This is a genomic window from Oceanotoga sp. (assembly GCF_030445905.1).
Lineage (GTDB): Bacteria > Thermotogota > Thermotogae > Petrotogales > Petrotogaceae > Oceanotoga > Oceanotoga teriensis.
Genome location: NZ_JASUSU010000031.1, coordinates 1 through 24,836, shown reverse-complemented (window position 1 = coordinate 24,836; position 24,836 = coordinate 1). Strand labels below are relative to the sequence as shown.

At 25.6% G+C, this 24,836-nt stretch carries 23 protein-coding genes; 13 read left to right on the top strand and 10 right to left on the bottom strand.

What is annotated here, in order from left to right; genetic code table 11:
• Nucleotides 1–3: 3 nt before the first annotated feature.
• The 4 genes from hutI to PWP28_RS09455 form a co-directional block, all read right to left on the bottom strand.
• On the bottom strand, nucleotides 4–1,263 hold the full coding sequence (gene hutI, locus PWP28_RS09470) for an imidazolonepropionase (protein ID WP_308644638.1): 1,260 nt from the start codon (nucleotides 1,261–1,263) through the stop codon (nucleotides 4–6).
• Between the two features lie 8 nt (nucleotides 1,264–1,271).
• Nucleotides 1,272–2,174 (bottom strand): glutamate formimidoyltransferase, encoded by a 903-nt coding sequence (ftcD, locus tag PWP28_RS09465; RefSeq protein WP_305081855.1) that lies wholly within the window; start codon nucleotides 2,172–2,174, stop codon nucleotides 1,272–1,274.
• Between the two features lie 23 nt (nucleotides 2,175–2,197).
• Nucleotides 2,198–4,216, bottom strand: coding sequence for a urocanate hydratase (locus PWP28_RS09460; RefSeq protein WP_109604136.1), 2,019 nt, complete (start codon nucleotides 4,214–4,216; stop codon nucleotides 2,198–2,200).
• A 205-nt stretch (nucleotides 4,217–4,421) separates the two neighbouring features.
• Nucleotides 4,422–5,330 (bottom strand): hypothetical protein, encoded by a 909-nt coding sequence (locus tag PWP28_RS09455; protein ID WP_109604137.1) that lies wholly within the window; start codon nucleotides 5,328–5,330, stop codon nucleotides 4,422–4,424.
• Nucleotides 5,331–5,455: 125 nt separating this feature from the next.
• Between PWP28_RS09455 and PWP28_RS09450 the strand changes: the two genes are divergently transcribed.
• The 5 genes from PWP28_RS09450 to PWP28_RS09430 all read left to right on the top strand — a co-directional run bounded on the left by PWP28_RS09450 (nucleotide 5,456) and on the right by PWP28_RS09430 (nucleotide 9,354).
• A complete protein-coding gene (locus PWP28_RS09450; RefSeq protein WP_308644637.1) occupies nucleotides 5,456–6,007 on the top strand; it encodes a hypothetical protein in 552 nt (183 codons plus the stop codon).
• A 96-nt stretch (nucleotides 6,008–6,103) separates the two neighbouring features.
• Nucleotides 6,104–6,286, top strand: coding sequence for a hypothetical protein (locus PWP28_RS09445; RefSeq protein ID WP_308644636.1), 183 nt, complete (start codon nucleotides 6,104–6,106; stop codon nucleotides 6,284–6,286).
• Between the two features lie 12 nt (nucleotides 6,287–6,298).
• Nucleotides 6,299–8,185 carry a methyl-accepting chemotaxis protein gene (locus PWP28_RS09440; RefSeq protein WP_308644635.1) on the top strand — a complete coding sequence of 629 codons (1,887 nt, stop codon included), beginning with the start codon at nucleotides 6,299–6,301 and terminating at the stop codon, nucleotides 8,183–8,185.
• A gap of 87 nt (nucleotides 8,186–8,272) precedes the next feature.
• Nucleotides 8,273–8,827 carry an ECF transporter S component gene (locus PWP28_RS09435; protein ID WP_264149603.1) on the top strand — a complete coding sequence of 185 codons (555 nt, stop codon included), beginning with the start codon at nucleotides 8,273–8,275 and terminating at the stop codon, nucleotides 8,825–8,827.
• A complete protein-coding gene (locus PWP28_RS09430) occupies nucleotides 8,824–9,354 on the top strand; it encodes a DICT sensory domain-containing protein (RefSeq protein WP_308644634.1) in 531 nt (176 codons plus the stop codon). The genes PWP28_RS09435 and PWP28_RS09430 overlap by 4 nt, the downstream gene beginning before the upstream one ends.
• 41 nt (nucleotides 9,355–9,395) lie before the next feature.
• On the opposite strand, the gene PWP28_RS09425 is transcribed toward PWP28_RS09430, so the two are convergent.
• Nucleotides 9,396–9,698 (bottom strand): hypothetical protein, encoded by a 303-nt coding sequence (locus PWP28_RS09425; protein WP_109604142.1) that lies wholly within the window; start codon nucleotides 9,696–9,698, stop codon nucleotides 9,396–9,398.
• Nucleotides 9,699–9,780: 82 nt separating this feature from the next.
• On the opposite strand from PWP28_RS09425, the gene PWP28_RS09420 reads away from it, so the two are divergent.
• Entirely contained in the window at nucleotides 9,781–11,475 is a 1,695-nt protein-coding gene (locus PWP28_RS09420; RefSeq protein ID WP_308644633.1) for a M3 family oligoendopeptidase, read from the top strand.
• A 24-nt stretch (nucleotides 11,476–11,499) separates the two neighbouring features.
• Here PWP28_RS09420 and PWP28_RS09415 read toward each other — a convergent pair whose 3' ends face one another.
• A complete protein-coding gene (locus PWP28_RS09415) occupies nucleotides 11,500–12,384 on the bottom strand; it encodes a bifunctional methionine sulfoxide reductase B/A protein (protein WP_308644632.1) in 885 nt (294 codons plus the stop codon).
• Between the two features lie 196 nt (nucleotides 12,385–12,580).
• Here PWP28_RS09415 and PWP28_RS09410 point away from each other — a divergent pair, with 196 nt between their 5' ends.
• The 6 genes from PWP28_RS09410 (at nucleotide 12,581) to PWP28_RS09385 (ending at nucleotide 19,495) form a co-directional block, all read left to right on the top strand.
• Nucleotides 12,581–13,012: a hypothetical protein gene (locus PWP28_RS09410; RefSeq protein WP_264149608.1), complete on the top strand. Its 432-nt coding sequence runs from the start codon at nucleotides 12,581–12,583 to the stop codon at nucleotides 13,010–13,012.
• Between the two features lie 84 nt (nucleotides 13,013–13,096).
• Entirely contained in the window at nucleotides 13,097–15,775 is a 2,679-nt protein-coding gene (locus PWP28_RS09405) for a response regulator (RefSeq protein ID WP_308644631.1), read from the top strand.
• Nucleotides 15,776–15,792: 17 nt separating this feature from the next.
• Entirely contained in the window at nucleotides 15,793–17,469 is a 1,677-nt protein-coding gene (locus PWP28_RS09400; RefSeq protein ID WP_308644630.1) for an HD domain-containing phosphohydrolase, read from the top strand.
• The gene (locus tag PWP28_RS09395) at nucleotides 17,466–17,852 is read left to right on the top strand and encodes a response regulator (RefSeq protein ID WP_109604148.1); all 387 of its coding nucleotides are present in this window, start codon (nucleotides 17,466–17,468) and stop codon (nucleotides 17,850–17,852) included. The genes PWP28_RS09400 and PWP28_RS09395 overlap by 4 nt, the downstream gene beginning before the upstream one ends.
• Nucleotides 17,853–17,889: 37 nt before the next feature.
• On the top strand, nucleotides 17,890–18,702 hold the full coding sequence (locus tag PWP28_RS09390) for an aldo/keto reductase (protein ID WP_308644629.1): 813 nt from the start codon (nucleotides 17,890–17,892) through the stop codon (nucleotides 18,700–18,702).
• A 118-nt stretch (nucleotides 18,703–18,820) separates the two neighbouring features.
• Complete coding sequence (locus PWP28_RS09385) at nucleotides 18,821–19,495, top strand: energy-coupling factor transporter transmembrane component T (RefSeq protein ID WP_109604150.1); 675 nt, start codon at nucleotides 18,821–18,823, stop codon at nucleotides 19,493–19,495.
• Between the two features lie 58 nt (nucleotides 19,496–19,553).
• Here PWP28_RS09385 and PWP28_RS09380 read toward each other — a convergent pair whose 3' ends face one another.
• The 4 genes from PWP28_RS09380 to pdxS form a co-directional block, all read right to left on the bottom strand.
• Nucleotides 19,554–20,141, bottom strand: coding sequence for an MptD family putative ECF transporter S component (locus PWP28_RS09380; RefSeq protein WP_158274767.1), 588 nt, complete (start codon nucleotides 20,139–20,141; stop codon nucleotides 19,554–19,556).
• Between the two features lie 11 nt (nucleotides 20,142–20,152).
• Complete coding sequence (locus PWP28_RS09375) at nucleotides 20,153–21,556, bottom strand: ABC transporter ATP-binding protein (protein ID WP_308644628.1); 1,404 nt, start codon at nucleotides 21,554–21,556, stop codon at nucleotides 20,153–20,155.
• Between the two features lie 132 nt (nucleotides 21,557–21,688).
• Complete coding sequence (gene pdxT, locus PWP28_RS09370) at nucleotides 21,689–22,270, bottom strand: pyridoxal 5'-phosphate synthase glutaminase subunit PdxT (RefSeq protein WP_109604278.1); 582 nt, start codon at nucleotides 22,268–22,270, stop codon at nucleotides 21,689–21,691.
• Between the two features lie 4 nt (nucleotides 22,271–22,274).
• On the bottom strand, nucleotides 22,275–23,153 hold the full coding sequence (gene pdxS / locus PWP28_RS09365) for a pyridoxal 5'-phosphate synthase lyase subunit PdxS (RefSeq protein WP_109604279.1): 879 nt from the start codon (nucleotides 23,151–23,153) through the stop codon (nucleotides 22,275–22,277).
• A 142-nt stretch (nucleotides 23,154–23,295) separates the two neighbouring features.
• Between pdxS and PWP28_RS09360 the strand changes: the two genes are divergently transcribed.
• Entirely contained in the window at nucleotides 23,296–24,729 is a 1,434-nt protein-coding gene (locus PWP28_RS09360; RefSeq protein ID WP_308644627.1) for a PLP-dependent aminotransferase family protein, read from the top strand.
• Nucleotides 24,730–24,836: the final 107 nt, after the last annotated feature.

The window sequence follows — 24,836 nt, the reverse complement described above, 5'->3', positions numbered from 1 at the left end:
ATTTTAAATTTCCCCCTTTTGAAATACAATTTTTCCATTTTTAATAACTGTTTCAACGATATTTACACCAAAATTATAAGTTAAAAATTCATATGAAGGATATTTTAAAATTACAAAATCAGCTTTTTTACCAGGATCTATACTACCTATTATATTAGCTCTATCAAGAGCGGCTGCACCATTTATTGTTAAAGCAGTTATTGTTTCTTCTGGAGTCATTTTCATATATATTGAAGATATAGCTATCATTAAAGGTATTGAATTTGAAAAACATGAACCAGGATTTAAATCTGTTGCAAGTGCAACAGCACAGTTATTATCTATCATATATCTTGCTCTTGCATAATTTTCCTTTAAACTGAAAGCTGTTAAAGGCAATAAAGTTGCAATAACATTATTTTTAGCCATTTTTTTAATATCTTCGTCGCTGGCATTCAAAAGATGATCAGCTGAAATTGCATTTATATCTGCAGCCAATCCAGCTCCACCGAGTGGATAGATTTCATCAGCATGGATTTTTGGCTTTAAATTATATTTTCTGCCAGCTTTTAACATTTTTTCTGATTGTTTTAAATCAAATACATTTTTTTCACAAAAAATATCACAAAATTCTGCGAGATTTCTTTTAGAAATTTCAGGGAGTACTTCATCTATCAAGAAATCAATGAATTCATTTTCACGATTTTTATATTCGGATGGTACGGCATGAGCACCTAAAAAAGTACTTACAATGTCTATAGGGTGTGTGGAGTTTAGATCTTTCATGACCTCTAATTGTTTTATTTCTGTTTCATGATCAAGACCATAACCACTTTTTCCTTCCACTGTTGTTATACCAAATTCAAGCATTTCATCCAATCTTTTTTTACCCATTTCATATAATTCTTCTTTAGAGGCATTTTTAGTTGCATTTACACTTCTTATTATTCCTCCACCTTTTTCCATTATTTCCATATAAGATTTACCACGTAGTCTCATTCCAAATTCATCTTCACGATATCCTCCGAATATAAAATGAGTATGAGAATCTACGAAGCCTGGGAGCATAGTTTTTCCAGTTAAATCCATAACTATATATTCTGATACATCTATATGAGATAATATGTCTTTTGATTTTCCAACTTTTTCTATTATTCCATTTTTTATTATTACACAACCATCGTTTATTATGTTTAAATCATTCATGGATTTTCCTTTTTTTGCTTCAAATCCAGAACAAGTAACCAATTGAGTTATATTTTTTATTATTAAATTATTTTTCAATTTTCGAATCACTCCATAATTCTTGTTTCGAGTATTTGTTCGGGTTTAAATTCTTCAAGACCTAAATAATATTCAGCACTTTCTATTAAAGCCATCATAGGGACAAGGCCCACTATTTCGCTTCCTATTACATTAACTCCCCATCTTTTAGCTTCAAATTTTACTGTTTCAAATACTCTATACAAAGAAGTTTTTGTATAATCTGTCATATTTATAGAAACTTGAGAAATATTTCTGTCTTTTAATTCAACTCCCATAGCTTTTACAAACCTATAACCGCCACTTAAATGTCTTATGTTTTTTGCAATTTTATTAGCTATATCAACATTTGAAGTATCAAGATTTATATTATATGCAACCAAAGGTGCTCTTGCACCTATAGCACAAACACCTGCCGTTGGATGAGGAGCATTGTTTCCAAAATCAGGATGCCAATCTTCTTCCTGCATTTTTTCAAACATACCTTCATATTCACCTTTTCTTATTTTTGCGAGATTTTTTCTTGTTGGAGAAGAAGCTGATTTTTCGTATAAAAATGAAGGCATTTCATATTTTTCCCATATTTCTTTAGCCACATCTTTTGAAAGAGAAACACATTCTTCGACTGTTGAGTTTTTTATTGGTATAAAAGGTACTACATCTACAGCACCCATTCTTGGATGTTGTCCCTTATGTTCATTCATGTTTATTTCTTTTATTGCTGTACCTATTGCGGCAACAACAGCATCTTTTAAAGGTGTAGGTTCTCCTACGACTGTTACAACACATCTATTGTGATCTTCATCCCAAGAATAATCTAAGAGTTTTACACCATCTTTAGCTCTAAAGTTTTCAACTATTTTTTCAATAACATTTATATTTCTTCCTTCAGAAAAATTAGGTACACATTCTATAATTTTGCTAAAAGCCATTTTGAATTCCCTCACTTTTTATTTTATTTTATATCATTTATTAATGTATCTATCATTTCATCATCACTTATATACGGTATGGTTATGTGATTTTCTGTGTAATTTATATTGTATTCTATTGAAGTATTTATTGAATTTTCATTTCTTGCCCAAGCACGTCTTGCAACTCCACCCATTACATCCCATGGAATTGCCATTTTTATTATATTGTCAACTCTTTCTGAGCCATCTAATACAAGGCCAAAACCTCCATTGATAGATTTTCCAATTCCTACTCCACCACCATTATGCAATGCGATCAAACTCATACCACGAGCTGCATTTCCTGCATAACATTGAGTTGCCATATCGGCCATTATATTAGAACCATCTTTTATATTTGCAGTTTCTCTATAAGGTGAGTCTGTACCACCTGTATCATGATGGTCTCTTCCTATCATAACAGGTCCTATTTCTCCGTTTTTGACCATTTCATTAAATTTTAAAGCTATAGTCATTCTCCCGAGGGCATCTTGATAAAGTATTCTTGCTTGAGTGCCTACAACAAGGTTGTTTTTTTCTGCGTCTCTTATCCAAACCCAATTATCTCTATCTTGGCCTCTTCTGTCCGGATTTATACAGTTCATAGCTGCTTTATCTGTTTTTATAAGATCTTCTTTACTTCCAGACAGACATACCCATCTAAATGGACCATATCCATAGTCAAAAAGCATAGGGCCCATTATATCTTCGACATAAGAAGGGAATATAAAACCTTCTGAAGTATCTTTACCATTTTTTGAAATTTCTTTAGCACCTGCATCAAACACTGCTTTCATAAAACTATTTCCATAATCAAAGAAATAAGTTCCTTTTTCTACAAGTTTTTTTATAGCATTAAAATGTCTTATAAGAGTTTCATTTACAAGAGTTTTAAATTTATTTTTATTTGAGGATAATAAACTTGTCCTTTCTTCAAATGTTATTCCAATAGGACAATAACCGCCATCATATGGAGCATGACAAGATGTTTGATCAGATAATAAATCTATATGAATATTATTTTCAACGGCATATTCGAGTAAATCAACTATATTTCCATGAAAAGCTATAGATAAAGTTTCATTGTTTTTTTGAGCTTCTTTCGCAATTTTGAAGGCTTCTTCAGGTGATTCAGCTATTTTGCCGACCCATCCTTGATCATGTCTTGTTTCTATTCTTGAATAATCTACTTCTGCAACTATGGCAACACCATTTGCAATTTCAGCAGCCTTTGGTTGAGCACCACTCATTCCGCCGAGTCCAGATGAAACAAATAATTTTCCTTTTAAATCTTTATCTGAATCTATACCAAGTTTTAATCTACCGGCATTTAAAAGTGTGTTGAATGTTCCATGAACAATACCTTGAGGACCTATATACATCCAACCTCCCGCTGTCATCTGACCATAATTGGCAACGCCAAGAGCTTGAGCTTTTATCCAGTTTTCTTGATCATCAAAAAGACCAATCATCAAAGCATTTGTTATTATAACTCTTGGAGCCATTTTATGAGATTTAAAAAGTCCTAAAGGGTGACCAGATTCTACAACTAAAGTTTGTTCATCTGTCATCACTTCGAGATATTTTTTTATCAATCTATATTGCATCCAATTTTGACAAACTTGTCCTGTTTCGCCATATGTAACGAGTTCATAAGGATATAATGCAACATCGAAATCAAGATTGTTATCTATCATAACTTGAAAAGCTTTGGCTTCTATTATATTACCTCTATATTCGTTTATTGGTTTACCTTTAATATTACCTTCGGGTCTAAATCTATAGCCATAAATCCTACCTTTTTCCATCAGTTCATTTAAAAATTCTTTTGCCATCATTTCATGATGTTCCTTAGGTATATACCTTAAAGCATTTTTTAATGCGAGCTTTATTTCATTTTTGTTTAAAGTTAGTTCTCTCTTTGGAGCTCTTCTTATATCTTTTTTAAACTTTGGATATTCTGGCAATTCGTTGTCCAATTTAATGGTCATAGCTTTAGAAATATCATAATTAATATCCATAAAACCCCTCCTTTTTTGTTTTAATTATAATTATGTTTATACTATTCTGTATATTCAAACAAATTATAACATTTTAAAAAAAATTAAATAAGGGATTTCATGGATAATTACATGTAAATAATAGTAAATATAACTAAAAATCTTTAGGTATTTTGAAAATAGATATTTCATTGAAAAAAATTTCATAAAAAAAGGGAAGGATTTTTTAAATCCTTCCAAAATCTTTCAAATAAAAGAGGTTTTTTACTGTGAGAAGTCCGCTCCATATTTTTTTTGAAATATTCCAATTTGTTTCATCCCAACCCCATTGCCAGATGGGTGTCCAACTTCCATTGTTATTTTGGCTTTTTATTAAATAATTTAAATAATCATTTATAACTGAAGAAAAATCATCTGCAAAGTCAGAATTTTTATTGAATATAAACATTGAAGGAACTGCTGAATAAGTTTTCCATCCTTCTTCAGTATATTTTAAAGTGTTTTTTATCAACACTTTTAGTTTTGGATATAATAAAGCTTTTAATTCGTCTTGAAAATTTTCATACATTCTTATATAACAACTCAATTCATGCATTTCAATTTCTGTTTTATAAATTAAATTTTTAATAGCCTTGTCATTTAATTGATTTAATATTTTATAATCGATGATTTCAAATGAATTATTTAAATAACCAGTTATTTCGGCGGAAGGATTACCCCAATCATCTTCATTATCATCATCTTCATTATAATGCCACCAAGGTGCATGCGGAAAATTATTAATAGTTTTAGGAACACTTATCCATCTTAAATTCTCTTTATCCATAGAATATATAAAATAATTTAATCCATTTTTTTTAATTTCTTGAACATCATCAGAATTTTCATTTAAGTAATCTAAATATTGAAAAGCAAATGTAGTTGCAATAGGAGAAGATTCTTTTAACCAGAAATCAGGTTCTATTCCATGGCCAAAACCACCGTCTTCATTTTGATAATTTTTTAATACCTTTAAAAAATCATGTGAACATTTGTTTTTAAATATCAATTCAAATAAACATATATCTATATCTCTTGCATTATTATATATATAATTTTCAGCCATTTCAAAACTACTTTTTTTAAAAGGAATCACAAAATCACCCCCCTCATAGTATATTATACATAATTTTAAGACAAAAGTAAATATAAATTAAAATTATAAACCGAATATTAATAAAATATAGTATAATATATTAAAACGTGTTGGAGGTGTTATATATGTACAATATTTATGTTATGGATGATAAGATGAATATAATAAATATTCAAGGATATTCAGTCGGATATATAAGTCGTGCTGGAAAAATATTTAGAAATAATAAATTAGAAAACATAAAAATTGGAAAATTTGGAAAAATATATTTAAATGATGAAATTGTGGGAAGTCTTGAAAATAAGATTATATGCATAATGAAAAATAAAGATCCATTCATAAATGAAGATGAATTTCAAAATATAGAAAAATATGAGTATTTAGAGTTTGAAAATCCTTATTTCTACAGAAGGACACAATTAATAACAGATTTTTTGAAAAAACATGAAAATTATGAACAAAAGAATTCCATGTTCATAGATAATGAAAAAATAAAATTTTCTTTTAGAAAACCAAATGAACTTGAAAAATTGTTAAAAGAACTTTTTAAAATTAAATATAATAATCCACTTGAAATGTTTAAACCACAAGAATTTGAAAAACCTTATAATATTGAAGAACCAATTAAGATGAGTTATACAGAACTTATGAAAGAATATATTGAAAATAATGAATAAAAAATTTTAATAAATGGTTTGAAAATGTAACTTTATTAAATCAATATTAAAATAACAAAGGTATAATATATCAACTGATATAAAAAAGTGGGTGATGTGTATGAAAAAGTTAGTTTATACTTTAGTATAATATTCTTATTAGTTGGGTTGATACCTTTTATAACAAATTCATTTATACTTTCTAATATTTCTAATGATCAAATACAGCAAAATACGATATCTAATCTTGAAGCTATAAAAACTATAAAGAAAAATCAAATAGAAACATATTTTGAATAAAGAGAAGGAGATTTGAAATTATTTTCAGAGAATGATTTTGTTATTAATGCCCTTTTAGAGTTTAAAGAAAATTTTAAAAATTATGGTATAGATTCGCAAGAGTGGAAAGACTCAGAAAAGAAATTTGGAGAATATTTTAGTAAATATCTTGAAGAATATAATTATTATGATATCTTTTTGATATCTGAAAATGGAGATATAGTTTATACAGTAACAAAAGAAACTGATTTCGGTAAAAATGTTGAAGATTATATTATAAAAAATACTGGATTAAACAAAATTTTTTATGAATCTTTTAATGGCTTTTCAATTATTGATTTTGAATGGTATGATATTTCAAATGAACCAGCTATGTTTATTGCTGTCCCTATTAAAATCGATGGTAATTTTGAAGGGTCTGTGGTATTTCAAATAAGTTTAAAAGCTATAAACCATATTATGCAAGAAAGAACGGGAATGGGTGAAACAGGTGAGACTTATTTAGTTGGTTCTGATAATCTTTTAAGATCTGATTCATATTTAAAACCAGATACTTATAATGTTAAAAATTCATTTGAAAACCCAGATAAGATAAATATTAAAACAGATGCTTCTAAAAATGCATTGAATGGACAAAATGAAACAAAAATTATAATGGATTATCTCGGAAATGAAGTTTTATCTTCTTATTCGTCTGTTAATGTATTAGGACTTAATTGGGCCATAATAGCTGAAATTGATACTCAAGAAGCTTTTAAATCTATAAATACTATAAATTTTATTACATATACAATTCTTGGATTAGGGTTTGTGATTATATTGATAGTAGCAATATTTATATCTAAAAGTATAACAAAACCTATTGAATATGTTGCTGATGCTATGCTTAAAAGAGATTTAACACATAAAATTCCTGAAAAATTTGAAAAAAGAAAAGATGAAATCGGAGTATTAGCAAAAGAATTTAATTCTTTAACTTATAATTTAAAAAGTGTATTTTCATCATTAGAAGAATCATCTACACAAGTTAATGATGCAGCTGGAAATCTTGCAGCTACTGCTGAAGAATCAAGTGCTACGAGTGAAGAATTGAGTGCACAGATCAATACTATTTCAGATAATGTAAAAAATGTTTTACAAAATGTCGAAGATGTCAATGAAAAAGTTAATTTAATATCTGAAAGTGCTGGATTAATTTCTGGTTCAACTATGGAACTTACAAATACATCTACTATAGTTTATGATGCAACAGAAAGTGGATACAAATCGATTGAAAAAATAAAAGAAAAAGTAATAGAGACAAAGAATATTTCAGATAAAAATCTTGAAGAAGTTAAAAATTTAAATGAAAAAACTAATAATATTAAAGATATACTTACTACAATAAATTCAATAACTGAGCAAACTAATTTATTATCTTTAAATGCATCGATAGAAGCAGCAAGAGCAGGAGAAGCAGGAAGAGGATTTGCAGTAGTTGCCGATGAAATAAGAAAATTAGCGGAAGAATCTAAAAAATCTACAGATAAGATAGAAAAAATACTGGATGAAATAAAGAAAAATTCTGGAAGAGTTAATGATCAAACTGTTAAATCTGCCGTTGGAATAAAGGAAATTACAAATGAAATAGAAGTTGTATCTCAAGAGATAATAGATATAAAAGAAAAAATACAGATGATAAGTGCTGGAATAGCGAATTTAAATTCAAGTTCTACAGAGCAAACTCATTCTACCGATTCTATAAAAACATCTATGTCAGATATATTGAATATGATGGAAGATATTACACAACAAGTTGAAAATGGTGATGATGCTGTTAGAAATCAAGCTGAAGGAGCACAAATGATAAGTGCAAGTTCAGAGGAACTTTCAGCTCTTGCAGAAAACTTAAAAACTGAAGTAAAAAGTTTTAAATTTTAATTGATATGGTATAATATATTTGAATTAAATAATGGAGCCATTCGCTATTTAAATAGCGAATGGCTTTTTTTAATTTGGAGGTGTATTTTGTCAAAAAAAATTTCTGTAATAGGAGTAATATCTTCATTATCATTTTTGATGATGTTTTTAGAGTTTAATATACCTATTTTTCCGAATTTTTTAAAGTTTGATTTTAGTGATTTACCAGTTTTATTTTTGAGTATAAACATGCCTCTATATGGCTTATTTTCTATATTTATAAGGAATATAATACATGTTTTTTTTAGTTCTAATTTTGGTGTAGGAGAATTTTTGAATTTTTTGATTTCTGGTTTTTTTATAACATTTAGTGGATATTTATTCAAAAAATATAAAACAAATTTTATTTTTATATTTTCCATATTATTATCTTCTTTTTTTGCTATTATTATTAATTATTATATTATGCTTCCAATGTATGATTTGATTTTAAATATAAGTAAAAATGATTTATTATATTATGCCAAAATATTTAATCCAAATATAGATAATTTATTCAATTATTTTTTGATGTTTATATTTCCTTTTAATTTAATAAAATTTACTTTTGTTTCTTTAATATTTATATTATCAAAAAATAAATTAGGGAGAGTGGTTTTATGAATTTTTCGTTATATAAGAAGATTTTTGATAAGGTTGAAGGTGAAATAAATGAGATGTATAATGCTAAAGAAAGTGCTTTAAAAGCTTTGAGTTTGAAATATGAAACAGATATACCTTCATTAGAAAGAATGTGTTATATAATGGAAGAAGTATTGATGAAAAATAAGTCTGATGCTGTTGTTTATGCGGGATTTCAAAAGAGATCAAGAGCTAAAGCTATTTGGGAAAGATATTTAAAAATAGCAGGTAATGTAAAAAAAATCTATCTTTTTGGAGAGCCTGATTTAGAATTAAAAAGTCATTCTAATATAGAATTTATAAATATATCTAAAGATGATGAACTTTATAAAGAATGGTTTCTCGTAATAGATAAAAAAATGGGAAAATCTATGATGGTTGCGTATGATTTAGATGGTTTTGGGAAATATTCTGATGAGAAAATGAGAAAATTTAAAGGAGCGAAAACAACAGATCCAAAAGTTGTATCTTTGGCATCAGAATATTTAAATGATTTTTTGAATAAATAAGAAGATCCCTACAAAGAGCATATATCTTTGTAGGGATTATTTTAATATTTAAAAAATTTTTGGAATCCAACTAAAGTTTTTAAAAGTAAAAATAAAATAATTGCAAAAAAAGCTATTGAGATAATTACAAATCCTTTGAATATCATAAACATAATACTAAATACTACAAGAGTTATACCTATAGTAAACATATTTCCACCTAAATAATTTACTAATCCTTCGGCATCTACCATGGCATTTGGATCGAATTTATTTATAAATTTGTCTCTTAAAGTATATTTCATCATGTATCCATACAATGCTATGATTAAACCAACTATCATTATAACGAAATAAACTATCATATTTTTCCTCCTTATGATTATATATTTTTGAAATCATTCTGTTATAATTATAATACAAACTTTACTAAAGGGGGAAAATAAATTGAAATTTAAAGATTTTAAGTACGAAAGACCAGATATAGATAGTATAAAAGAATATTCTGTAGATTTATTTGAAAAACTAAAAAAAGCTAAGAGTTTTGAAGAATTTGATGATTATTATAGAAATTTTATAAAAAGAGAAAAAAATTTATTAACTATGGAAAGTATTGCAAGTATAAGATATACTATAGATACTGAAAATGAATTTTATAATTCAGAAAAAGATTATTTTGATGAAAATTCTCCTAAAATTCAACAAATAGAGAATGAACTCCAAAAAATAATTTTAAATTCAAATTTTAAAGAAGAATTTAAAGAAAAATATGGAGAACATGTTTTAAATCTTGCAGAAGTTGGTTTGAAAACTTTTAATGAAGATATAATCGAAGAATTAAAAGAAGAAAATAAATTAAACAGTAAATATGTTAAACTTCTTGGATCAGTTAAAGTTAATTTTGAAGGTCAAGAAAGAAATTTATCTCAAATGAGACCTTTCATGCTCGTACCAGATAGAAGTAAAAGAAAAGAAGCCATGAAAACTATTTTTGGATGGTTTGATGAACATCAAAATGAATTTGATGATATATATGATCAACTTGTAAAAGTTAGAGATAAAATGGCTAAAAAACTTGGTTATGATAATTTCATTGAACTTGCTTATTATAGATTATCCAGAACAGATTATAATGCCGAAGATGTTGCAAATTATAGAAAACAAGTTGAAGAATTTGTTGTTCCAGTTGCAAGTGAATTAAGAAAAAGACAAAAAGAAAGAATAAATTTAGATAAATTATATTATTATGATGAAGACTATAGTTTTGAAGGTGGGAATCCAAAACCAGAAGGTAGTACCGAAGAAAAAGTAAATAAAGCTCAAAAGATGTATAAGGAACTTTCAAAAGAGACAGAAGAATTTTTTAATTTTATGGTAGAAAATGAATTAATGGATCTTGATTCAAAAAAAGGTAAAACTCCTGGTGGATACTGTACCTTTATATTTGACTATGATTCACCATTCATATTTTCCAATTTTAATGGAACTTCAGGAGATGTCGATGTATTAACTCATGAAGCTGGACATGCTTTTCAATCTTATCAATCAAGACATATAGAATTACCAGAACTTCTTTTTCCTACACTTGAATCAGCAGAAATACATTCTATGAGTATGGAATTTATAACTTATCCATGGTGGGATCTTTTTTATGGCGAACAAACAGAAAAAGCTAAATTTATGCATCTTTCAGAAGCTTTGTTGTTTATTCCATATGGAGTATCTGTTGATGAATTTCAGCATTGGGTTTATGAAAATCCAGAGGCAACTCCAGAAAGTAGAAGGAAAAAATGGTCAGAAATAGAAAAAAAATATTTGCCTGAAAGAGATTATGATGGGGTTGATTATCTTGTAAATGGAGGATTTTGGCAAAAACAGTCACATATTTATGAATCTCCATTTTATTATATAGATTATACATTGGCACAGATATGTGCATTTCAATTCTTTAAAAAATTTAATGAAGACAGAAAAATAGCTTGGGAAGATTATTTGAGGTTATGTAAAGCTGGAGGTTCAAAACCTTTTACAGGGCTTATCAATATTGCAAATTTAAAAAATCCTTTTAAAGATGGTTCTTTAAAAGAAACTATAGATTTTGTAGAAAGTTATTTAAATAAAATAAATGATAAAACTTTATAAAAAAGCCGGATTTAAATCCGGCTTTTATATTTTAAAATTTAGATAATCTTCTTTAAATATAGTTCTTCTACTATGACAATAAGGCGCTTTACCCGTTTTTTCATAATATTTTTGATGATAATCTTCTGCACTATAAAAATTTTTAACTTTTTCTATTTGTGTAGCCACTTCTAAATTTCTATCTTTTAGTTCCTCAACTATTTTTTCAGCAGTCTTTTTTTGTTCTTCATTTACAAAAAATATAAAACTTTTATATTGATCACCAATATCAGGTCCTTGACCATCTTTTTGTGAAAAGTCATGTATTTCGAAAAAATATTTTAAAAGTTTTTCATAGCTTATTATATTTGGATTATAAACTATTTGAACAGTTTCAACATGGCCAGTTTTATTAGAACATACCTGTTCATAAGAAGGATTTTTTAAAAAACCACCGCTATAACCAGAGATGGCATCTATTACTCCAGATAATTTTGAAAACATATATTCTACACCCCAAAAACAACCAGCTGCAAAGTATGCTGTCATTTTTTCTAAAGAAGATGTTTGAGGTATAAAGTCCATAGAAATAGAGTTTACACAATGGCGTATATTTTTTTCTGTAAAATTTTCTCCTTCAAAAACATGTCCTAAATGTCCTCCACAGTGTGAACATAATATTTCTGTTCTGATTCCATCAGCATCGGTATTTTTTCTTATAGAGCCGGGAATTTCATCATCAAAACTTGGCCAGCCACAATTAGATTTGAATTTTGAATTAGATCTGTATAAAGGAATACCACATTGTTTACATATATAAGTTCCTTCTTCAAAAAAATCGTCATATTTTCCAGTATAAGGTCTTTCTGTATGTTTATTTATTATTACTTTGAACTCTTCTGGAGTTAATTTTTTATATTTATCACACATTTTATTCCCCCCTTTTCTTATCCCATTAATTATATCAAAAAAAAATAAATACAAATAATGAAAAAAATTTCATATATAAGAAATTTTTTTCATTATTTGACTATATATAAACTTATTTAGCTATAAAAAAGTTTTAAAGTATCAAAAAAAAAGAGTAAAATTAATTTGTTGTATTTACTGAATTGGGGGGATTAAAATGGAGCTTTTAAAAGAAATCAATGATTGCATTTTGGGTTATCAAAAAGATGTTCATAATCCAGACATATCTGTAATTGATATTATAAAAAAATATTTTTACATAGAAATAGATGATTATGAACTCAAAGATTTTATAAAATGGTTTTCTTCAGATAGGTTTAGAGGAAATCCAAAAATAAAAAATGTTAATATATCAAATATAAAAATAAAAGAAAAAGGTTTATTCAGCCCAAACTTTATAGATTTGGAAGCAGAAGCTTATTTAAGTTATGAGTTGTTTAAAGAAAGTTGTGGCTGGATTAAAGTTAAAGGAAAAACGAATATTATAAAAATTAAAAATAAATGGTATTATTCGAGTATATATAAAAATAAATGTGAAAGTATTTCTTATCCTGTAAATTATGGTTTTTTTGGGAGAGAATTTGATTAATAAAAAGCAATCTTTAAAGATTGCTTTTTATTTTATTAATTTTTTTGTATAATTTAGTATAAGTTATTTTTTGGAGGAGTTTGAATGAATGAAAAAATAATACCTGATTTGAAAAAATTTAATACTTCTATATTAAAGCAAAGAAATATCAGATTTAAAAATCTTCTTTATTTAGGAATTTTTTCAAGTTTCATACAAATAATTATTTACTTTTTATATGAAAGTACTATCAAAATTTTGTATGCAAATTTGATATTCTTATTTTTAAATTTATTTTTGATATTATTCATAAAAAATAAAAAAAATTTAAAAATAGTAAATTGGTATACATTATGCTATTTTATATGGGCAGTTTTTCCAATAATGAATTTAAATCATAATTTTTATCTTGCAAATTATATTATAAGTGTATTATATATATCTTCTTATATGCTGCTAAGTGGATCTTTGATAATATCTTCAAATATCTTAAATTTCCTTTTGTTTTTATTTTTTAATAATTATAATATAAATTTTAATCGGGAAAGAAATGAAATATTGATAATCATCTTTATAGTTGGAATTATTTCTTTTATTTTAAACAGTCTTTTTAAAAATTATTTTAAAGATTTTTTTATAAATAATTATAAATTAAAAGAGAATAAAGAAAAACTCGAAAATTATAGAAATACTCTTGAAAATGTTGTAAAAAATAAAACTAAAGAAATTGAGTCAACTAATAAAACTCTTAATGAATACTCAGAAAAAATTTCCAATACAAATCTTGAACTTGAAAAATCATATATAGAATTATATAAGATGAATAAACAGCTTGAAAGTATAAATAAAATAACTTCTAAACTTGGAGATATGAATATTTTAAATGATGAATCTCTATATTTAAAAGAAATAATAAAAGCTATGATAGGAGTTTTTCCAGAAATAGAGTCTGCAATAGCTATAAAAATTAATGATGAAGAAATCAATTTTATTGAAAGTGGAAATTTTAATATTGATAAGATAAAAAATAAAAAAATGAAAATAAAAAATAAAATGTTTATAAAAATACTTGAAGATATAGCTGTTTTTGGATATTTTTATAGAATTATAATAGAGGATATTTTTGATAAAAATGATAAAAAAGATGTATATAAATTATTCAAAAATATTGAAAAAACTATGGTATTAAAATTTCATATAAATGAAGAAAATATAACTTTGATAGTATTAAATATAAAAAACAACATTCCAGATATATTTAATGAAGAATATATGAAAGTATTAAAATCTTTTTATAATATAATAAAAATGTTTTATTATATTATAGATAATAATGAAATGCGAAAAAAATATGAAGAAAATCTTAGAAAATCAAAATTAAAAGCTGAACTTGCCAATCAAACAAAATCTTTATTTGTTGCGAATATGAACCATGAGATAAGAACACCAGTAAATACAATATTTATAGTCAATGATCTTTTAAGAAAGATGAATATTAATGATGAAATAGAAAGACTTGTCAATATGTCTAGAAATGCATCTAAAAATCTTTTAAATATAATAGATAAAATGCTTGATTTTTCAAAAATAGAACAAGGTACTATAAAACTTATAGAAAAGCCATTTTTATTAAAAGAAATAATAGAAAATATAATAAAAGAATATAAAATAAAACAAAATAGATATGTAAAATTTATTCCAGATGTTAAAATTGAAGATTTTGATATAAAGGTTGTAGGTGATTACACCAAATTAAGCCAAATCATTCAAAATATTTTAAATAATGCTTTTAAATTTACAGAAGAAGGATTTGTAAAATTGAGTATAAAACTCGATAGATTTAATACATTGAAGAACTTTCAAAGAATAATTTTTATAATCGAAGATACTGGAATTGGTATAGATGAAAATGAACAAAGTAAAGTTTTTGAGCCTTTTTATCAAGGTAAAAGAAAATCACATAATGAAAGCGGTGGAACAGGTTTAGGATTAGCCATTTCAAAAGAAATAATAAATCTTATGGGAGGAGAAATTATATATATTTCAAAAGAAGATAGGGGAAGTATATTTAAATTTTCTGTATTATTAAAAAATAATGTGAATGAAGGAATACTTAAAAGTCCAAAAAATAAGGAAAATGTAGAAGGAATTAAAGTTTTATTAGCTGAAGATAATTCTGTGAACAGAGAGATTCAAAAAATGCAACTTGAAAGTCTTGGATTTAAAGTAGATACAGTTAAAAATGGGGTAGAAGTTTTAGATAGAATAAAAAAACATAATTTTGATATAATATTAATGGATATTTCTATGCCTGAATTAGATGGATATGAGACTACTGTTAAAATAAGAGAAATTGAAAAAGGTACAGATAAACATCTACCAATAATAGCATTGACAGCTTTTTCTAATAGCAATAATTTTAAAAAGTGTATAGAAATGGGAATGGACGATTATATACCTAAACCTTTAAATGAAGAAGATTTAATAGAAAAAGTTGGAATAAATGTCAAAAAAAAGAAGAGAGATATTAATAATCAAAAAATAAAAAAAATGTTTATAAAAGATCTAGAAGAAAAAATTGAAATTTTAAAAACTTTAGATCCAAAAAAAGATTATTTAAAAATTGCAGATATTGCACATCAAATAAAAAATCCTTTTAAATATTTAAAATTTAATCAAGCAAGTGATACATGTAAAAAACTTGAAGATCTTGCAAGAAACAAAGATCTTAATGATTTAAGTCCTTTTTTAAAAAAGATAGAAGATTATAAAGAGAAATTATGATTTGAGGGGGAATAAAATTGAGTAATGAATTGGAAAAACTTTTTTTTGAACTTTCTTCTGAATTAGTGCCCAATGTTATAAAAGGAATGATAGCCTTAAAAAATGAAGATGAATATGTTGAAATAAAAAGCTATGATGGTATAAAAAATTCTATAAATTATGAATTATCTGGAATTTCTTTTGAAATAAGTACTTTAGAAAAAAACTTTGAAGAATATGATGATTTTTATATAAAAGAAATAGATGTTGAAAAGTTTAAATATCAATATTGGTGGGCGTTTCATGACATAAAAGCTGAAAAAGTTTATATATACATAAAAAAAATATATAAACCTCTTATAAATGAAAGAGAAGAAATGGCTATAATGGTTTATTTGTTTTTTGAAGATATATCAGATATTATAAATCAAAGTATAGAGAGAGTTTTCATAGAACTTACAGACTATATATATCAATATCATAAAACATTCACAAAAAAAGATTTGATAGAAAAATTTCTAAATAATTTTATAAGACTTACAAAAATTTCAGATTCTGATATATATAATCATTCATTGAGGGTTGCAGATATTGCCACCATAATTTCTAAAGCTATGCCATTAAACCAAGAACAAACAAATTTAATAAGAAATGCTGCCATAATTCATGATATTGGAAAATTATGGCAAAAAACAGGAATGCCTGAAAATAATATAGAAAAAACGGAAAATGAAACCAATAAAATGTATCTTGAAAAATTAGAAGAAATATTTTTAGGAAATAATTTTATGAATAATATAGTGAAAATTGCAAAATTAATATATGAAAGAGAAAATGGAACCGGACCATATGGACTAAAAGGGCCTGAAATACCTATAGAGGCTAAAATTCTTTCTGTTTCTAATGCATTTGATTCTACAATGTCAAAGATTGATAAACAAAACCCTTTACAGTATTCTTTAAGCAATTTAAAATATATGGTAGAAAGTAATTTATTATCAGAAAGAGTTGTTGAAGTTGCGACTAAAATATTACCTACATTTTATGGTGGAATAAGAAATCTTGATATATTTTCTTCAATGGGTTATGGAAGAGAAGTATATATTCAAGATAAATATGAAAAAGAAAAACTTCATAAAGCTCTTATAAATAGTTCTATAGGTAATATATTAAATATTAAATTTGTTGAAAAAGATTTAGATTTAAAGACTGGAACTGAGATTGAATTCGTTTTAGACATTGGTGGAATAGTAGAGGATTATAATGCAAAAATAATATCTAAATCTGAAGAAAATTATACAATTTTGATAGAAAGTAAATCTTCAAAAAATTCAAAGCTTGTTAGAATAGTTTGGTATAAAAATGTAAATATATTTAAAATAGATTCAAAGGTTGATCTAAAAAATCTAAAAATAAATCCAGAAAAATCATATACAGGTGTTATGAGGGTAATCGGAGGAAGCTCTTTGAATTTTTCTTCTGAAAATGAATTTAGGGCTGGACAAATTTTACTTTTGAACTTTGAGTATAAAGGTGAAAATGTAAATATTATAGGAATAATAAAAAGTATAACCTATGAAAAAAGTTTTAATAATTATTTTTTGGAATATTTAGATATGGGTGAAAAATATACAAGTGCCATATATAGGGCAATATTTAAAAGACAAATAGATTTAAGAATGAAAAATAACAGTATTGGAGGGGAAGAAATATGAAAATAAAACCTTTAATTGTAGTAGAAGATTATGATATTGATTATGAAATAATAAAAGAAACGATAGAAGAATCTGGAATAAATAATCCTCTAATAAGATTTAAAAATGGTTTAGAAATAATGAATTATTTAAAAGATGAAAATTTTGAAAAACCTGTAGCAATATTATTAGACCTATATATGCCAGAGATGGATGGATTTGAATTTTTAAAAAGTGCAAAAGAAGAAAAACTTTTAAAAAATATAAAAATTATAGTTCTTACAGCTAAAAATACTGATAAAACAAGAATAGAAAGTTATAAACTTGGAGTTAATGGATATCTTGAAAAACCTTTTGATGTTTTTGATTTTTTACAAATAATCAGAAGTAACAATTATAACTGATATTTATAATAATAAAATTTTTGAAGGAGGGTTTTATATGATATACTTTGAACTTAATAATGGAATTAAAATACCATCTATTGGGTATGGAACTTATAAAGCTGAAGGAAATAAAGTTTTTCAAGGAGTTTTATGGGCTTTAGAAACAGGATATAGAGGTATAGATACTGCATCCTTCTATGGAAATGAAACTGAAATTGGAGATGCAATCATAAAGTCTGGAATATCCAGAAAAGAAATATTTTTAACTTCTAAAGTTTGGAATACACAACAAGGATATGAAAATACCTTAAAAGCTTTTGAAGAGAGTCTTTCAAAATTACAGACTGATTATTTAGATTTATATCTTGTACATTGGCCTGTAAAAGGAAAATTTATAGATACTTGGAAAGCACTTGAAAAATTATATAAAGAAAAAAAGGTTAGAGCTATAGGTGTTTGTAATTTTATGCAACATCATTTAGAAGAATTATTGATTAATTCTGAGATAAAACCAGTTATAAATCAAGTAGAATTTCATCCATATTTAAATCAAGAAGATCTATTGAATTACTGTAAAGAAAATGATATTATTCTTGAAGCATGGAGACCTATAATGAAAGGACAAGTAAATGAAATACCTCAAATAATTGAAATTTCTAATAAATACAATAAAACTCCTGTTCAGGTTGTTTTAAGATGGCAAATTCAAAAAAATATAATAACTATTCCAAAATCAACCACAAAAGAAAGAATAGAAAGTAATTTTAATATATTTGATTTTGAATTAAATCAAGAAGATATTAAAATTATAGACTCTTTAAATAAAGATGAAAGAATGGGGCCCCATCCAGATGAAATAGATTTTTAGAAAATATTTTAGGTTAATCTACATTATGTAGATTAACCTAATTTTATTTTAATTTTAATAAATCCTCCAGAAACATAATATATAATAAAAATAAAATCTATTATATGAGGGGGAAAAAATGAAAAAATACAAAGTAAATCCTTTAACACTTTTATATGTTAATATGCTTTTTCCTTTTGTTTTGATGTTTACTTCTTCTTTAACTGCAATCATAATATGTTTTTTAATATCTTCGGGTTTTTTATTATTTTTTAATGAAAAAAAGAGATTATTAAAATTTTCAATAATATTTTTAATATTTCTTCTCATATTTCAATTTCAAGATTATTTAGATTCTGGAAAATTTAAAATGTTTTTTGAACTTATTAATTATATAGCTTTAAAGATAATACCAGTACTTATGATAGCTTCAATTTTATTTTATAATATTCAAACGAGTGAATTACTTTCAGCTTTAAATAATTTGAAACTTCCAAAAAATCTTATAATTGGTATTACCGTAGCTTTTAGATTTTTTCCGACTTTTGGTCATGAATTTAAATTTATCAAACAAACTATGAAAATGAGAAATATATCTATGAGCATTTTAAAACCATTTAAAAGTTTAGAATATTTCTTAGTTCCTATGCTTTTTAGATGCTCATTACTTGCAGATGAATTGACTTCCGCTGGATTGACAAAAGGTATAGAATGTGATGTTAAAAGAAGTTCTATATACGATGTTAAAATAAAAAAATTTGATATTTTTATAATGATTTTATCCACAATAATGACAATAGGTGTTTTAATATAAAAAGACGTCCAATTATTTTATAATTGGACGTCTTTTATTGACATTTTAAGAATTATAATTATTGATTTTCAAAATGTTTTTTTAATATAGCTTTTCCTATTAAAATACCTATAAAGGCGAGTATAAATACTAAAATAAGAGCATAAAAACCCATAATACCCTTAGCGGCATTTATCATTTCATTCATTCCCTCAGGAGTCATCCCTCTTCTTTCAAATGTTTCTTTATAAGAATCCACAAAAAACCAAACAGGTATTATACTTCCCATTGCTTGGCCAACAGATAAAATACCATAAGAAATACCTAAAGTCAATGTTTTTTTATAACCAAATTTAAAACTTATTATATCAGCTAATATTGCCGTTGTTAAAGAAGTTAAAATCCAAGGAAGATAACCTCCACCAAATAATGACATGAGAATCATTATTATGATACTCAATATTGTAAATGTACCAAATTTAGAACATTTAGAAACTATAAAAGTTATAATAGTACCACCTATTAAAGCAAAAATTCCAGGAGATATGATATGGAAAAAGGCTCCAAGTCCAATGGCATAAAAAGACATAATAATTACAAAATATAAAGCGGTATATAAAGCACCTGTAATACCTAAAAATACATAATCCTTAGTTTTAAACTTCACAATAATCCCTCCTATAAATTAAGTTCTTTAAAAATATTAATTAATTGTTCTTCTTCATCTTTTTTAAAATTAAATTCTTTTGAAACTTTTCCATCTTCTAAATAAATTGCACTATTGCATACATTAGTTATAAATTCAAAATCATGTGAAATTATTAAAATAGCATGATTATTAGACAAATCTTTAATAAGATCAGAGATTTTTTGCATATTAATTGCATCCAATCCACTTGTTGGTTCATCTAAAATTATCAAATCTGATTCAGAAACATAAGCTAAAGCTATTGTAAGCCTTTGTTTTTGTCCACCAGAGAGAGAAAAAGGGTGTTTATTTTTTACAGAACTCAAACCCACTTTTTTTAAAGCCTCATCAATTTTTTTATCAGTTATTTTAGGATTTCCTATTTTTAATTCTTGATAAACTGAACTACCAAATAATTGATAATCTGTATCTTGCATTATAAAAATTGATTTTCCTTTAAGTTTAATTTCACCGGAATTTGGTTTTTCTATTTTAGAAATCAATTTGGCAAGTGTTGTTTTTCCAACACCATTTTTCCCTATAATAGCTGTGATATCACCTTTATAAGTTTTAAAAGATATATCTTTTAAAATATTTTTAAAAGAAATTCTTTTTAAAGAAAGAATTTCTTCAGTATTGTTTTTCCCAATATTTTTGAATTTGCTTTTGAAAATATCAAAAACTCTTAAATTCTTATCTTCAATATGATTTAAATCTTCTTTTAAGAAGATATTTTTAATTTTTCCGTCTTCAATGTAAATCATTTTATCTATGATATTTTTTAAATAAAAAAGCCTATGTTCGGCAATGATTATAGTATAACCCTTCGATTTTAGATCTAATAAAATATCTCTTAAATTTAATGTATTTTTATAATCAAGATTTGAAGAAGGTTCATCAAATAAAAGAATATTAGGATTCATAGTCAAAGCACAAGCTATGCTTAATTTTTGTCTTTCTCCACTCGATATATTGAGTATATTTTTGTCTAAGATACTATTTAAATTTAAAATTTTACAGACATTTTCTATTCTCTTTTGAATTTTATCTTTTGAAAGACCATAATTTTCCATAGTGAAAGCAAGTTCAGAAGTAGTATTAGTTGTAAAAAATTGACCTCTTGGATCTTGAAAAACAGAACCAACATTTTTACTTATTTCATGTATTTTTTTATCATTTAGAGATTTATTATCGATATAAACACATCCTTCTAAATCGCCTTCTATTAAATTTGGAATCAAACCATTTAAACATTTTGAAATTGTAGATTTACCACTACCACTCAATCCAGTCAAAAGAACTAATTCCCCCTTTTTTATTGAAAAGGAAATATCTTTTAAGTTATTTGATTTGCTATCTGAATATTTAAATCCAACATTTTTATAATTTATCAAATTAATCACCTTTTAAAATATTTTTATGTAGTTTAAGCTACATAAATATTATATAGCTAATTTTATCATGATAATATGATTAAAAAAAATTAAAAATATTAAAAAAATGTAAAAAATAAAAACGAAAAGATCTTAAGATCTTTTCGCTTTTATGAAATTATTTATAAAGTATTCGTGAAATAACGTTTGATTTGTCAATTCAGGATGAAAAGAAGTCACGAGAATATTATTTTGTTTTGCAGCAACTATTTTATCTTCTAAACGAATCAAAACTTTAACATTTTCTCCCACATTCTTTATTATTGGAGCTCTTATAAAAATTAATTCTAAAGGTATTGATGAGATTTTTTCGACAATTTTATTACAAGAAAAAGAATTAATTTGACTTCCAAAAGCATTTCTTGAGACATCTATATCTATAAGTTTTAAAGTTCCATCTTCATCATCTACTTTATTTGAAAGTAAAATAAGTCCTGCACAAGTTCCCCATATACTTTTTCCATTTTTTGAAAAATTTTTGATCGCTTCTATAAAACCATATTTTTTCATCAATTTACTTATAGTAGTACTTTCACCACCGGGAATTATAAGTCCATCAATATTATTCAAGTCTTTTGGATATTTTACTTTTAAAACTTCAATATTTTCTATTTTTTTTAATATGTTAACATGCTCTTCAACGCCACCTTGAATATCAAGTACACCAATTTTTATCATTTCACCATCCTCTTTCAGCCATCATATCCTTATCTTCTAAATCTCTTATATCAATTCCATACATTGGTTCACCGAGATTTTCTGACACTTTTGCAATAATGTCTGGATTATTAAAATTCATAGTTGCTTCAACTATTGCTTTTGCTCTTTTTTCTGGATTATTTGATTTAAATATTCCAGAACCAACAAAGACACCATCACAACCTAATTGCATCATTAAAGCTGCATCAGCTGGAGTTGCTATTCCACCAGCAGCAAAATTTACAACTGGAAGTTTTTGATTTATTGAAACATACTCGATTAAATCAAGTGGAGCTTTGATGTCTTTTAATTTAGCTATCAATTGTTCAGAACTTAATTTATTTAATTCTTTAATTTCAGAATTTATTTTTCTAATATGTCTAACGGCTTCAACAACATTACCAGTACCAGCTTCACCTTTTGTTCTTATCATACTTGCACCTTCACTGATTCTTCTCAAAGCCTCTCCTAAATTTCTGGCACCACAAACGAATGGTATTTTAAATGCTTTTTTATTTATATGAAATTCTTCATCTGCGGGAGTTAAAACTTCACTTTCATCTATGAAATCTATACCAAGTGATTCTAATATTTGTGCTTCTACAAAATGACCAATTCTCACTTTAGCCATTACTGGTATTGAAACGGAACTCGCTATTTCTTTTATCATCTTTGGATCAGACATTCTTGCAACTCCGCCTTCTTTTCTTATATCAGCTGGAACTCTTTCAAGTGCCATAACGGCTATTGCTCCTGAATTTTCAGCAATCTTTGCTTGTTCAACATTAGTTACATCCATTATTACGCCACCTTTTAACATTTGTGCAAGGTTTTTGTTTAAATTATATCTATTTTTGATATTTTCCATTTAAAAATCTCCCCCTTTTTGATATAATAGTATTGTTATATATACACAATACACTTTATTATTGCATATAAAAATTGTATTGTCAATTGCGGTAAAATTAATAATTGTATCATGACGAATGAGGGGGGTTTGAATGTTTGATTATAAGATAAATAAAAATATTGATAAAAAACTTTATTTACAAGTTTATGAATCTATAAAAAAGGACATTTTAACAAGGAAAATAGTTGCAAATACTAAATTGCCACCTATAAGAAAAATAGCTTCAGATTTAAAATTAAATCCTTCTACAATCGTAAAAGCATATAATTTACTTGAAGAAGAAAAACTTGTATACAAAAAGCTTGGTAGTGGTAGCTATGTAGCTTATTTAGATGATGAAATGAATGATTCGGAAGATTATAATGATTTAAAAATAAATGAGAGATTGAATTCTGGACAAATAAATATAGAGAATAACATAAATTTCGCTTCAGCCACTCCATCGGCTAATTTATTTCCAGTAGAAGATTTTAAAAGTGTTTTGATAAAGGTTTTAGATAGAGATGGTGGAGATGCTTTTACTTATCAACAAACTCAAGGTTATTATCCATTGAGAAAATGTATATCTGAAAAACTTAAAGAAGATTGTATCGCTACAAATCCGGAAAAAATACAAATTGTATCCGGAGCACAACAAGCAATTGATTTGATAAGTAGAATACTTTTGAATGAAAAAGATACAGTTGTAGTTGAAGAACCAACATACTCTGGAGCTATAGCTTCGTTTAATAATAGAAATACAAATATAAAATCATTTCCAATTCAAAAAGATGGGATAGATCTTTCAGAATTCGAAAAATTTTTAAACAAAAATAATATAAAATTATTTTATACTATGCCAACATTTCAGAATCCTACAGGTATTTTATGGAGTGAAGAAAAAAAACAAAAACTCTTAGAACTTTCATATAAATATGATTTTTATATTTTAGAAGATGATTGCCTTTCTGAACTTTATTATGACAAAATTAAATTAAAATCTTTAAAATCTATGGACAAAAATGGAAAAGTTATATATATAAAAAGTTATTCGAAAATATTTATGCCTGGACTTAGACTTGGATTTATAATTTTACCCGAAGATCTTTTTAATCCTTTTGTATCTTTTAAATATTCGAGTGATATTTCAAGTCCAGGATTAAATCAGAGAGCCTTTGAAATGTATTTAAAAGAAGGATATTGGGATAAACATATTGAAAAAATGAGAGTATTATATAAAAAAAGATTTGAGAAAATGTATAATAAAATAAAAGAAATAAAAGAGTTTGAGATATTTGAAGTTCCTATGGGAGGATTATATTTTTGGATAAAGATAAATGATAATTTTGAAAATTTATTTTTAAAAGCTTCCAAAAGAGGTGTATCAATATTACCTGGAAAAGTATTTTCTCCAGAAGGAAATATTAAAAATTTCTATAGACTTAGTTTTGCCGATGCAGATGAACAAAAAATAGAGAAAGGAATGAATATAATAAAAAGTATAATACAAGATGATAAAAACTTAGATTTATATCCAATTCTGTAAATTAAAAATATAGTGACTTGAAAAATAGAGCAATAAAAAAGGGATATGAAATAAAAAACAAGTAAATGAAAAGCAACAAAAATAAAAACAAGTAAAAAAGGAATAAA